This window comes from uncultured Porphyromonas sp. (assembly GCF_902489635.1).
GTDB lineage: Bacteria > Bacteroidota > Bacteroidia > Bacteroidales > Porphyromonadaceae > Porphyromonas.
In genome coordinates, this window is the sequence record NZ_CABUAN010000010.1 from 14,620 (window position 1) to 28,075 (window position 13,456).

6 protein-coding genes are annotated in these 13,456 nt (G+C 54.8%); 5 read left to right on the forward strand and 1 reads right to left on the reverse strand.

What is annotated here, in order from left to right; all coding sequences use genetic code 11:
• Nucleotides 1–26 precede the first annotated feature (26 nt).
• Nucleotides 27–2,480: a TonB-dependent receptor gene (locus tag RDM37_RS03390; RefSeq protein WP_308555002.1), complete on the reverse strand. Its 2,454-nt coding sequence runs from the start codon at nucleotides 2,478–2,480 to the stop codon at nucleotides 27–29.
• A 248-nt stretch (nucleotides 2,481–2,728) separates the two neighbouring features.
• Here RDM37_RS03390 and uvrA point away from each other — a divergent pair, with 248 nt between their 5' ends.
• The 5 genes from uvrA to RDM37_RS03415 all read left to right on the forward strand — a co-directional run bounded on the left by uvrA (nucleotide 2,729) and on the right by RDM37_RS03415 (nucleotide 13,444).
• Nucleotides 2,729–5,668 carry an excinuclease ABC subunit UvrA gene (gene uvrA, locus RDM37_RS03395; protein WP_308555004.1) on the forward strand — a complete coding sequence of 980 codons (2,940 nt, stop codon included), beginning with the start codon at nucleotides 2,729–2,731 and terminating at the stop codon, nucleotides 5,666–5,668.
• Between the two features lie 42 nt (nucleotides 5,669–5,710).
• Nucleotides 5,711–7,093 carry a hypothetical protein gene (locus tag RDM37_RS03400; protein WP_308555006.1) on the forward strand — a complete coding sequence of 461 codons (1,383 nt, stop codon included), beginning with the start codon at nucleotides 5,711–5,713 and terminating at the stop codon, nucleotides 7,091–7,093.
• 2 nt (nucleotides 7,094–7,095) lie between these two features.
• Entirely contained in the window at nucleotides 7,096–9,444 is a 2,349-nt protein-coding gene (locus RDM37_RS03405; protein WP_308555008.1) for a UvrD-helicase domain-containing protein, read from the forward strand.
• 91 nt (nucleotides 9,445–9,535) lie between these two features.
• Nucleotides 9,536–11,920 carry an EcoAI/FtnUII family type I restriction enzme subunit R gene (gene hsdR, locus RDM37_RS03410; RefSeq protein WP_308555010.1) on the forward strand — a complete coding sequence of 795 codons (2,385 nt, stop codon included), beginning with the start codon at nucleotides 9,536–9,538 and terminating at the stop codon, nucleotides 11,918–11,920.
• Between the two features lie 12 nt (nucleotides 11,921–11,932).
• Entirely contained in the window at nucleotides 11,933–13,444 is a 1,512-nt protein-coding gene (locus tag RDM37_RS03415; protein WP_308555012.1) for a class I SAM-dependent DNA methyltransferase, read from the forward strand.
• Nucleotides 13,445–13,456 lie beyond the last annotated feature (12 nt).

The window sequence follows — 13,456 nt, forward strand, 5'->3', positions numbered from 1 at the left end:
CTATAAAGTGAATAAAGTGTTATCTCTTATTGCAGTGTATAGACCAGCTTGCCGAAGAAGGCACGACCTGGCTTTTGCAGTGCATAGTTGTCGAATATCTGCTGATTGAAGATGTTCTTTGCGTCAAAACTGATGGAGAGTGCCCCCTTGAGCAGTGTATAGCTGACGGATAGGCTCACTGGTGACTGATAGGGCACATAAGGGGTGCTGTAGATCACAAGATCCACGGGGAACTTGCTTACGTAGAATAGATTGGCCCCGAGGGTGAGGGTGTTGCCTTCGGCTCCAAGATTGGGTATCAGATAGCGGAGGTTGAGATTGGCCTTGTGTGGCGGCTCGTGCCGTAGAGGCAACCCGTAGATCGATTCATTGCGATTGTTGTAGGTCGCCTTGGTATAGGAGTAGCTCCCCGTAAGGAAGAGCTTATTCCATAGTGAGAGCGAGCACTCGGTGTCAATGCCACGGCTCAGAATATTGTCCACATTCTCGAATTGCGAATAGTCGGCCGTAGGCCCGATCATCACTTTCTCTCGAATCATATCGCGCGTGTCACGCAGGAATAGCGTGCCCGATCCGCTGATGCCAAGAGGTCCTAAATGGTAGGAGCCAAAGTTGGTGCCGAGGTTGAAGTTGTTGCTTCTCTCGGGCTTTAGATTGGGCATCTGAGAGACGTTGGAGGCGGCATTACCAAATAGCTCTAGCTCGCTGGGCAGTCGTATCGCCCGCTCAGCCGAAGCGTGTAGATAGAGACCATCTAGCACCTTATAAGAGAGGGTACCGCCAATTCCATGGAAGGAGGTGACACTCTCCACGAGGGTATTCTCCAGCTTACCGGTCGTGGGGTTAATCAGCTCCATGATGGCGTGTACCTGCTGGTAATACTGCTTGTAGAAGAGAGAGTTTTTCAGACGTCCCTCTAGCCAACTATCCTCAAGGGAGAGGGAGGCGATAGACTTCAAGGACTTCTTATTCTGGTCGGGCGGGGTGATGTACTTAGGCACTAGCGGGTCGTGACTATCACGTAAGAAGTAGGTGCCTTGCCACCTAGCTGTGAGGGTGTGGTGCTTTAGGAAGGTATAGCCCAAGCTCGTGCGAGCGGTAAAGGTATTGCTAATATCAGTCTGCAGCGAGGGACCACCTGTGATGGGGTTGCGCACCTCTGCGCCAAAGTCGGTCTTGATAGGCTGGTTATTGTCATCAACAATGGGATGACCACTCCAATCGTAACGATAGGGGACGGTATCTACCACCACTCTATGATTATTGGTGTAGCCTAGCTGCAGGTCGAGGGAGAGGCCATCGGTGAAGATATCATCCTTACGGTAACTGGTCTCTACGGCCAGCATGCGGCTATTTCTATGGCGATTACCATAGACTCTATTCATACGAGCACCATGCTGGATCTCTTTGTATCCGCCCGAGGCAATTACATTGAGGGAGAGCTGATCCACCCAGCTACGGTCGTTCAGACTTAAGGCCAAACGGGTACCATAGTCGCGATAAGCATCGTGAAATCGACGTGCCTTATCGACCTTGGTCACCTGTCCATTGCCATGCTCATAGACGATGTCATCGCCCCACACCCAGTAGTTATTCTTGCTATAATTATAGTAAAGCGAAGCGGAGAGCATAAAGCCATTCCCTAGGTAATAGCTACCATAGAGATTGGCAAGGTGGGTATTGAACGAACCACCAGAGTAGGAGACAACGAGCTGATTACTCTTGCGATTCTTAAGGATGATATTGATGGCACCACCCAGAGCATCATCAGAGAGATAGGCAGGCACCACTCCTTTATAGACCTCTATTCGCTCAATCATCGAGGAGGGGATACTACGCAGGGAGAAGCTACCTCCATAGCTACTCTGAGGGACGCCATTGATGAATGTGCGGATCGATTCGCCCGACATCCCATTGATATTGACATTGGTGCGAGCTCCTAGACCGCCACTACTGCGGATGCGGGTGCCAGGGAGCCGATCGAGTACTTCAGAAGTAGAAAGGCTGAACTTACTAGAGACATCTAGTTCCAACACATTAACCGAGAAGCCACTCAACTCGGTACGTCGCTTTGCCGATGTACCCGTCACGACCACTGTTCCCAGCTCTGTTTGGCTAGATTTCACCTGATAGTGGAGCTCAAGAAGCGGCACGTTCAAGACGATCTTGTGCTGTTCGGGCTCTATGAAGAGAGAGGTGATATTGAGGAGGTACTTGCCGCAAGGTATGTCGCGGAGCTCAAAGTTACCTTGCTCATCGGTGAGGGTGTGATAACTTGTGCCGTCGAGCGAAATGGTAATGGCTGCAAGGTCCTCACGCCCCTGTCCCTCCAATCGTCCACGGATTGTACCTACTTTTGGGGATTGAGCTTCTGCCGTAAAACTCAACATTCCACCAATAAGGAGGAGCAAAGTAATAACCATGCGATAGGCATATCGCCGTATGAGGTTGTATATCAATACCTTTATAGATAGACTCATTGTGAAGCGTTTCAGTTTTTAGTGTGCTTTACAAAGCTACCCCCATATCTCACACCCCGCAATACCTAAAAAGGACTATTCTCTCGCTTCCCCCGACACGATTTTGCCTTCGAAGAGGTAGATCCCCACGTGAAAGTTCTCTAACGGCCAACAGCCAAGAGCCAAGAGCCAACGGCCAACAGCCAACCAGCCCTCCTTGTCGCAGAAAAGCACTATATTTGTAGGCTATGAACCGCATCTCTAGATAAATGGACAAGGACAGACGGATAGACGCTCACACCGATAGACCTAACGACAGCGACACGCACGCCTCAGCTTCTGAGCAGGAGCTGTGGGCGATGGGCGCTATCGAAGTGCATGGAGCTCGTGTACACAACCTGAAGAATGTAGATGTCTCGCTGCCTCGCCATAAGTTGACCGTCGTGACGGGACTCTCAGGGAGTGGTAAGTCTTCGCTGGCCTTTGACACGCTACTGGCCGAGGGGCAGAGACGCTATCTAGACACTTTCTCCTCTTATGCGCGCAGCTTCATCGGAGGCGGTGGCGGGCGACCCGACGTCGATGAGATCGTGGGGCTTAGTCCCGTGGTCGCTATCGAACAGAAGAGTGCCTCGACCAATCCCCGCTCTACCGTTGGCACCGTGACCGAGATCTACGACTACCTACGTATCCTCTATGCACGTGTCGGCACCCCTTACTCCTACCTCACGGGCAAGGAGATGGTGCGCTACACCGAGGAGCAGGTCGTGGAGCATATCATGGAGCAGTACGCTGACGAGGGGATCTACATATTGGCACCCGTCGTGGTCGATCGTAAGGGACACTACCGCGAGCTCTTCGAGCAGATGAGACGTCGAGGTTTCCTGCACGCTTACATCGATGGTGAGGTGTGCGAGCTGACGCCTGGCATGCGACTCAACCGCTTCTCCATACACTACGTCAGTGTCGTAGTGGACAAATGCTCCGTACGTGAGAGCAATAAGCAGCGCATCACCGAAGCGGTAAGCATAGCGATGAAGCTCGGTGAGGGAGTCATCGACGTGATGCGACGCGATAGCACAGAGATACAGCATCTGAGCAAGAGACTGATGGACCCCGAGAGTGGTATCGCCTATCCAGACGCTTCGCCGGCCGACTTCTCGTTCAATTCGCCTCGTGGCTACTGCAAGCGCTGCAAAGGCCTAGGACGTGTGGGCGTGCTAGACATAGACAAGGTGGTGGCCGATCCGAAGGTCTCCATACGTGAGGGCGCAATCGTACCCATCGGGCGATACAAGAAGCGCAGCCTACTCTTCACCTCTATCGAGGAGATCTTGAAGGAGCATGGCTGCACGATAGACACCCCATTCGAAAAGATCCCCGCAGAGGCGGTCGAGCAGATATTCTTCGGCGTCGACTCAGACGAAGAGGAGGACGAGGGCGAGGCACACTTCACCTTTGCGGGCGTCTCTCAGTATGTGCGTGAGCTGGCAGAGGATGATGACGCTACCGCCTCCATGCGCAGCTGGGCGGAAGAGTTCCTGACGGAGCAAACTTGTCCCGAGTGCCACGGACGACGCCTCAACCCGATAGCCCTCAGCTACAAGCTCGCGGGCTACAACATCGCCGACCTGACGGAGCTAGACCTAGACCGTCTGGTAGGGCGACTGCGGGAGATCGAGGGGCAGCTAACCAAAAACCAGCAGAAGGTCGCCCACGAAGTGATCAAAGAGATCTTGCTGCGGGTCAATTTTCTACTAGATGTAGGGCTATACTACCTGACGCTCGCTCGTCCCTCCGCTTCGCTCAGTGGTGGCGAGTCACAGCGCATACGTCTCGCCACGCAGATAGGCACCGGACTGGTCGAGGTACTCTATATATTAGATGAGCCAGGCATCGGCCTGCACCAGCGCGACAACCGTATGCTCATAGACGCCCTCAAGAAGCTCCGTGATGCGCAAAACACGGTCCTCGTCGTAGAGCACGACCGCGATATGATGCTCGCCGCCGACTACTTGATCGATATGGGACCAGGTGCGGGCCGTCTCGGTGGCCATGTGACCTATCAGGGGCCACCCTCTGCCATTGGCGATACGCATACGCTCACCTGCGACTACCTGACCAATAGGCTAGCCATCCCCCTACCAGCCACCTACCGACAGCCTACCGATGATGCCTGGCTACGACTCAAGGGTTGCACAGGCAATAACCTTAAGAACGTAGATGTCGCTATACCGCTAGGCCTCTTCGTCTGCGTCACAGGCGTGTCAGGTAGCGGTAAGTCTTCGCTCATCAACGGCACGCTGGTGCCGATCATCTCACAGCACCTCTATCGTAGCAAGCAGGCACCGCTACCCTACGCGTCTGTCGAGGGTTTGGAGCTGATTGACAAGATAGCATTCGTCGATCAGTCGCCACTAGGACGCACCCCGAGGAGCAACCCAGCCACCTACACCGGACTCTTTAGCGAGATCCGCAACCTCTTTGTCAAAGTGCCCGAGAGCCGTGCGCGTGGCTACAAGCCGGGGCGCTTCTCCTTTAATGTCAAGGGCGGACGATGCGAAGAGTGCAAAGGCAACGGCTACAAAACCATCTCCATGAACTTCCTCCCCGACGTGACCATCCCGTGCGATGTGTGCCGTGGCAAGCGGTACAATCGTGAGACCCTCGAGGTGCGCTACAAGGGCAAGAGCATAGCCGAGGTGCTAGACATGACCTTCAATCAGGCGGTCGAGTTCTTCGAGCATATCCCCGCCCTCTACCGCAAGCTCTCGACACTGCAGCGCGTCGGGCTAGGCTATGTCAAGCTGGGTCAACCCTCCACGACCCTCTCGGGCGGTGAGAGCCAGCGTGTCAAGCTGGCGACCGAGCTCTCGAAGCGAGACACGGGACGCACCCTCTACGTTCTCGATGAGCCCACCACGGGGCTACACTTTGAGGACATACGCGTTCTCCTCAAGCTGGTCAACGAGCTAGTAGACCGTGGCAATACAGTACTCATCATCGAGCACAACCTGGATGTAATCAAGAGTGCCGACTACCTCATTGATATGGGCCTTGAGGGCGGACGCAACGGTGGCGAGGTCATCTTCGCTGGCTCACCACAAGAGATGGCGCAGTGCTCCGACACGCAGAGCTACACAGCGCACTACCTCAAGGAGGAGATGCAGCGCACCCCAACGACCGAGGCCGACGAGCAGGATTCCTAAAGAAACACTCCCCCCAACTATACCTATTGATCTACTAAAACTATGCAACAGACAGACCCCAAGAAGCTCTCCAACCGCTATTGCCCCGAAGGCATGAGCGTCGAGGCATGGCAGATAGCCCTCCGCAAGCAGTTTGCTGAGCAAAACGACTTTACCGTCTTCCACCTAGACAACAATCGCATCTGGGGAGACTACATGGTGCAGAGCGGGTCAAACCATTACCGCGTCGCCTTCCGAGGCGTACGGAGCGACCGCAACTACTGCGCTTGTCTAGACTTTCGCACCAGCGGGCTAGGCACCTGCAAGCATATCGAGGCAGTCATCAACTTCCTCTCGGAGGAGGTGCCCGGCTATCCTTGGGGCTCCACACCCTTCCAGCCCGACCGCACCTCTATCTTCATCAGTTACAAGGGGGGGCGCACCATCGAGTGCAGCATAGGCAAGGGCAAAGAGGAGCTCTACGCCGACTGGCTGGCGCGTTACTTCGAGGGTACCCTCCTCCCGCCAGAGCATTACCACCTCATCGATCAGATCACCCGAGAGGCCAAGGAGCTCTCCAGCACCTTCCAGTGCTACGACGATGTCTACGAGATGATCCGTAGCTACCTGCGTCTCAGCAATTGGCGTCAGCTAGTAACCAAAAAGCTCTCCACAGGCGAGCTGCCACAACCTTACGTACAGGCCGAGAGTAGCCTCGAGATGCGTCAGGCACTCTACCAGCTCCTGCGGCAGAGCTACGGCATCATCCCCGCGCCTCACAGCGAGGCCATCATCGAGCCTGTGATAGCGATGATGCGCTTCGTCTCCGTCTACGAGCCAGGGCGTATGCTCATCATCGTCCATGACGAGGAGGAGCAGAGCTTGTGGCACGAGATACTAGAGACACGCGGTGTCACCGAGGGCGTCACCGTCGCACTCTTCTCCGAGGTGAATAGGCAAAACGCAAGCATCTCAGGTGCCTACAGCTTTGTCTATGTAGCTTGTGGCCAAAAGCTCAGCAAGTGGACCGATCCCCTCTCCATAGCGATCAAGCGACTCATGATCAGCCACCTCTACATCTCCGTGCCGCACCTGTCGCTCTTCACGCCCCTACAGTTCTCCTCCGTAACGCAGCACATCGACCCCTACCTGCTCGGCCCGACCTACCTTTTTATCGAGGATGCCAAGCAGTTCTTCCCGATGACCGACCTGCCCGAGCGTTTACCGCAGCGGTTAGCGGGCTTGATCACCTTCCTGCCCGACGATCCCACCATACGCAGCTACGAGCCAGAGCAGCCGACCACGCCCAGCGAAGAGCCGGCACACGACGACGAGCTACTCCCCCACCAGCTCCTGCAGGCACTACGAGACGCCATCGCCGATCCCCAGCGACGCACACGCCTGCTCGAGACCTTAGACGCAATCCTCCAGGCAGAGCAAGAGTAATTATGGTAGACCTCACTGCACTCAACGAAGCACAGCGAGCTGCCGTCGTCTATAACGAAGGACCCGCCCTCGTCATCGCCGGGGCTGGCTCCGGCAAAACCCGCGTCATCACCTACAAGCTCGCTCACCTCGTAGACCAAGGGTGGACCCCCCAGCGACTCTACGCCCTCACCTTTACCAACAAAGCTGCCGGCGAGATGCGTTCGCGTGTCAGCGACATGCTCGGCGAAAGCATCGCTTATAGGCTACGCATGGGCACCTTTCACTCCATCTGCGGACGTATCCTGAGGCGCTACGCCCCACTGCTCGGCTACAGTCAGGACTACTCCATCTACGACACCAGTGACACCAAGGCGCTCCTACGCAACTGCATCAAGGAGCTAGACCTCAGCGACAAGAACTACACCCCGACGCGTGTCCTCAAGCGCATATCCGATGCGAAAAACATGCTTATCTCTCCACAAGCATACGCTGCCAATCAGGAGATACGCAAGTACGATACGATGAACCATGAGGGCGAGCTATACAAGCTCTACAGCCTCTACACGCAGCGCTGCAAGGAGAGCAACGCGATGGACTTCGACGACCTGCTCTTCCTCCTCAACGTCCTCATACGCGACTTCCCCGAGGCGCACCAAGAGATCAAGGGCGGCATAGACTTCCTCCTCATCGACGAGTATCAGGACACCAACACCTCGCAGTTTGAGCTAGCCCGTCACCTCGTCGCTGACCACAACCGCATCTTTGCCGTGGGCGACGATGCCCAGAGCATCTACTCCTTCCGAGGGGCGCGCATTGCCAATATCCTCAGCTTCAAGCAAGCTTTCGCCGGTGCCAAGCTCTTTAAGCTAGAGCAAAACTACCGCTCCACAGGCCATATCGTGAGCAGTGCCAATGCCCTCATCGAGCACAACCAGCAGCGCATCCCCAAGGAGGTCTACACCGACCTCGGCGAGGGCGAGAAGCTACAGCTCTACCACTACACCTCGTCCGACGAAGAGGCGACACGACTCATCGACATCATCACGCAGCGACACGATGAGGAGCAGATACCGCTCTCTGACCAGACCATCCTCTACCGCACGAATGCGCAGAGCCGTAAGTTTGAGGAGGAGCTTCTCTCGGAGGGCATCCCTTACGTCATCTACGGAGGCATGGCCTTCTACGCGCGTGCCGAGATCAAAGACGCCATAGCTTACCTCCAGCTCATCATCAACCCGCACAACGAACTGGCACTGCGCCGAGCCATCGCCTATCCACGCAAAGGCATTGGCGACAAAACCCTCGAGAAGGTCGCTCTCTATGCCCAGCAGCACAGCCCGCAGCTATCGCTCTACGATGCGCTCTGCGCCGCTATCGACAGTGCCGACCCCGTCGGTCTCAGCCGAGGCGTACGCAACAAGATAGCCTCCTTTGTCAATCTCATCGACTCGCTCGCCACAGCTTATCAGCACTACGCCAAGCTCGAGGAGTGGATCGCACACATACTCCGTGAGAGTGGCATCGTCGCCGAGCTCACACGCGAAGACACCGTCGAGAGCCAGGCCAAACTCGACAACCTCAAGGAGTTTGTCAGCAGCGCCTCCGAGTTTGAGGCTCGCTACCGACAGGACCCGCTCAACCTCTTTGCTGAGGAGCCACTAAGCGCCGAACTGCTCAGCGCCTTTGCCCAGCAGATCCCACTCCTGACCAACCAAGATCAGGACAATGTCGAGCAGCAGAGCGGAGCCACCCAGCAGGATAGGATACAGCTCATGACCATCCACGCCGCCAAGGGACTAGAGTTCCCCTACGTCTACATCGCGGGTGTTGAGGAAAACCTCCTCCCCTCCTCACGCAGCCTCGACACGGCCGAGATGATCGAAGAGGAGCGCCGACTCCTCTACGTCGGCATCACACGAGCCCAAAAGCTCTGCACCCTTAGCTATACCAGCATACGCACGCGCAACGGCAAGACCGAGCTCATGATCCCCAGCCGCTTCATCGCCGAGCTACCACGGGCCCACTACACCCTCCACGAGGAGGCAGCACCCATCGGCACCAGCTATCAGCTAACGGCCAACAGCCAATGGCCAACAGCTAATAGCCAACAGCCAACAGCTAACAGCCAACAGCCAACGGCCAACAGCCAACGGCCAACAGCCCAGCAGCTGCTCGCGAAGAGTTCGCCGGTCAACGCCCTCGAGAGCATCGACGGCTACCACGTCGGCGACCGCGTGCGCCATCCACGTCATGGCGACGGCAAGATAGAGCGCATCGAGAGCGCCATGGGCGGCAAACTCACCATCCACTTCGACGACGGCAGGACCCGCGAAGTCCTCATCCGCTACACCCACCTAGAGCGTATATAGTAGCTATCGTGTTATTCTGTTTTGTAAAAAGAGGTATCTTTGCTCACAGAGATCAGACTGCAATCGGCAAACCTCCTAATCACAGATAGATATGCCAGATATATACAAGCTATCAGAAGAAGATATCAAGCATCAGTTTATCACGCCTCAGCTACACAACAAGGGGTGGGAGTTTGAGCATATATCTATGGAGCAGAGAGTCCAGCCCGTCAAGATAACCGACGGCAAGATCAATCTGCAAGGCAATATCTATCTGCGAGCCAAGCCGAAGTTCGCAGACTATATACTCTATTATAATAAGACCACCCCTCTAGCAATCATCGAGGCTAAGCGAGCGACCTATACCGTCAGCCATGGTATGCAGCAGGCTAAAGAGTATGCCCAGATGATGGATATACCCTTTGCTTATAGCTCTAACGGCACAGCCTTTCAGGAGTATGACTTTCTGACTGGCACCGAGCGCACCATTGCACTTAATGAGTTTCCTACGAGAGAGGAGCTACGCCAGCGCTTTAGAGATGAGAGTCACCACGGGAATGGACTCTCTGAGGAGGAGCAGCGAGTCATCGATCAGCCCTTCTATACAGATAGTAATACGCACACGCCACGTTATTATCAGCGCAATGCGGTGAACCGCACCATCTCTGCCGTCGCTCAGGGGCAAAAGCGACTCCTGCTCGTCATGGCTACTGGCACGGGCAAGACCTACACCGCCTTTCAGATTGTATATCGCCTCCTCGAAGCCAAGCTCATCAACAAGGTACTCTACCTAGCAGACCGAAACGTCCTCATCGATCAGTCCATCGGTAATGACTTCAAGCCCCTTGCGAATGGTATCCACAAGATCAACTATCAGCAAGACCTCAAGGAGAAAACCGCCCTCACAGCTTACAAAGTTTACTTCTCACTCTATCAGCAGCTCATCGGTGCTGAGGGACGCAAGCAGTATGAGGAGCTATTCCAGCCCGACTTCTTCGATTTAGTCATCGTCGACGAGTGTCACCGAGGTAGTGCCAAGGACGACAGCAACTGGCGAGAGATACTAGACTACTTCTCCTCAGCCATACAGCTAGGTATGACAGCCACCCCTAGGGAGACTCGCTACCAGTCCTCAATCAGCTACTTCGGAGAGCCTATCTATACGTATAGCCTCAAGGAGGGCATTGATGATGGATTCCTAGCGCCCTTTAAGGTGATCCGGATCAATACAAACATCGGAGATGAGTGGCGACCATACAAGGGGCAGCGAGACTTCTATGGCAACCTCATCGAGGACCGTATCTACAACAATACTGACTACGACTACAAGATCATCATCGAGGACCGTATACGTGAGGTCGCAGAGCAGATCACCAAATACTTAAAGCATACAGACCGCATGGCGAAGACCATCGTCTTTTGTGCCAACGAAGAGCATGCTGATCGTATGCGTACTGCTCTAGCCAATGCCAACTCTGATATGTGTCAGCAAAATCCAGACTATGTCGTACGCATCACGGGTAGCGATGAGTATGGCAAGGCTAAGCTCGACTACTTCAGATCTGTTTCAGAACCCTATCCCGTCATAGCGACCACCAGCAAGCTACTGAGTACGGGGGTAGACTGCAAGACGGTCAAGCTCATAGTGCTAGATCAGCAGATCAACTCCATGACGGAGTTCAAGCAGATGGTAGGTCGTGGCACACGACTAGAGGAGGAGCACGGCAAGACCCACTTCGTCATCATGGACTTCCGCAATATCACCCGACTCTTTGCAGACCCAGACTGGGATGGCCCCATAGAGGTTGACACAAATTATGACCCCGATGCGACTCCCAACGCAACCCCTACTCCCAGCAAATACCCTTGCCCTATCTGTGGACAGTCTCCCTGCATCTGCAACGTATTGCCCCATACCCCTAAGCCCATTGTCGACAAGGACGGCTGTACCGTATTTGTTGTCAATGAGATTTCAGCGGTATACGATACAGATGGCAAGCTACTCCGCACCGAGAGCATCACAGACTATACTCGACGCACGATACATGACCAGTACGCCAATCTAGACGAGTTCATACGACGCTGGCGCATGGCCGACAAGAAGAGCACCATCACAGACCTCCTAAAGGAGCAGGGCATCGACCTACAGCAACTCAAGGAGAAGCAAGGCATGAGCGACGTAGACGACTTCGACTTCATCTGCCACATAGCGTATGGCAAGAAGCCCTTGACCCGACATGAGCGAGCTAACGAGGTGCGGCGCAGAGACATATTCAGTAAGTACGGAGAGCAAGCACGCCAGGTACTCGAGGTGCTACTAGACAAGTACGCCTCCGATGGTATCACCCAGCTTGAGAACCCCAACGTACTGCAGCTAGATCCATTACGACAGCTGGGCTCACCAGCTCAGATAGCAAGCTTCTTTGGCACAGACCGAGAGGCATACTACGCCGCTGTACGAGAGCTAGAGCAGTACCTATACACCACCATAGCATAGTAATATATACAAATGCCACTTAACAACTTTGTCAGGCGCATACGCAATATCATGCGCAACGATGCCGGTATCAACGGCGATGCGCAGCGCATCGAGCAGTTAGCTTGGATGCTCTTCTTAAAGATATATGACACCAAGGAGGAGGACTGGGCATTTATGGAGGATAACTATCACTCCTTCATACCAGAGCCCTGTCGCTGGCGCACATGGGCTAAAGACCTTGCCGACGGCAAGGCACTCACGGGCGAAGAGCTACTAGACTTCGTCAATAACACCCTCTTCCCCACGCTCAAGGGGCTAGAGGTCACCCCCTCCACACCGATGCGCAGTGCTATCGTACGGACCACCTTCCAAGATGCCAACCAATATATGAAGGATGGCGTCCTACTCCGTCAGGTCATCAACGTCATTGATGAGCTAAACATCAGCGACACAGCAGAGAGTCACGCCTTCGGAGAGATCTACGAGACCATCCTCAAGGAGATCCAGTCAGCAGGAGCTGCTGGTGAGTTTTACACCCCACGAGCGTTGACAGACTTTATGGCCGAGATGATAGAGCCTCAGATCGGAGAGCGCATGGCAGACTTCGCCTGTGGTACGGGAGGCTTCATAACCAGCTGGCTCACGGCTCTAGACAAGCGCGTCAAGACCGCCGAAGACCGTGAACTCTATGATCGCTCTATATATGGTACTGAGAAGAAGCAATTCCCCTACATGCTATGCGTCACCAACCTACTCCTGCATGACATCAGCTCGCCACACATCGAGCACGGCAACTCACTCTCTAAGGACGTGCTAGACTACACCGACGAGGACAAGTTTGACGTCATACTGATGAATCCACCATACGGCGGCAATGAGAAGGCTGACATCAAGCAGCACTTCCCCGCAGACCTTGCTTCGAGCGAGACCGCCGACCTCTTTATGGTGCTCATCACCTACCGACTAGCCACGGGCGGACGCGCTGCCGTCATACTACCCGACGGCTTCCTCTTTGGTACAGACAATGCCAAGCTCGCTATCAAGGAGCGACTACTCAGAGAGTTCAACCTCCACACCATCATACGCCTTCCCGGGAGCATCTTCTCGCCCTACACCTCCATCGCCACAAATATCCTCTTCTTTGACAACGTCACAGCCCCAGGTGCTGAGACAGGCTTTAAGACTCGGGAGACATGGTTCTATCGACTCGATATGCCCGAGGGGTATAAGCACTTCTCCAAGACACGCCCCATGCTCCTCCAGCATTGTCAGCCCATCCGTGACTGGTGGCACGACCGCAAGGAGATCGTAGACGCCGAGGGCAAGGACGAGCAGTCTCGCTGCTTCACACCCCAGCAACTCCTAGCGATGGAGTGCAACCTAGACCAGTGCAAGTACCCCAAGGAAGAGATCGAGGTACTCCCCCCTCACGAGCTACTGCAGCAATACCACGAGCGACGCACTGCACTCCAGCACGAGATAGACAAAACCCTCGACCAGATAGAGCAACTGCTAAACATAAAGCCAACAGCCAACAGCTAATCGCCAACAGCC

Coding starts and splice junctions, on each gene's coding strand:
- RDM37_RS03400 (WP_308555006.1), top strand. CDS start 5,711: ATGCAACAGACAGACCCCAAGAAGCTCTCCAACCGCTATTGCCCCGAA.
- uvrA (WP_308555004.1), top strand. CDS start 2,729: ATGGACAAGGACAGACGGATAGACGCTCACACCGATAGACCTAACGAC.
- RDM37_RS03415 (WP_308555012.1), top strand. CDS start 11,933: ATGCCACTTAACAACTTTGTCAGGCGCATACGCAATATCATGCGCAAC.
- hsdR (WP_308555010.1), top strand. CDS start 9,536: ATGCCAGATATATACAAGCTATCAGAAGAAGATATCAAGCATCAGTTT.
- RDM37_RS03390 (WP_308555002.1), bottom strand. CDS start 2,480: ATGAGTCTATCTATAAAGGTATTGATATACAACCTCATACGGCGATAT.
- RDM37_RS03405 (WP_308555008.1), top strand. CDS start 7,096: ATGGTAGACCTCACTGCACTCAACGAAGCACAGCGAGCTGCCGTCGTC.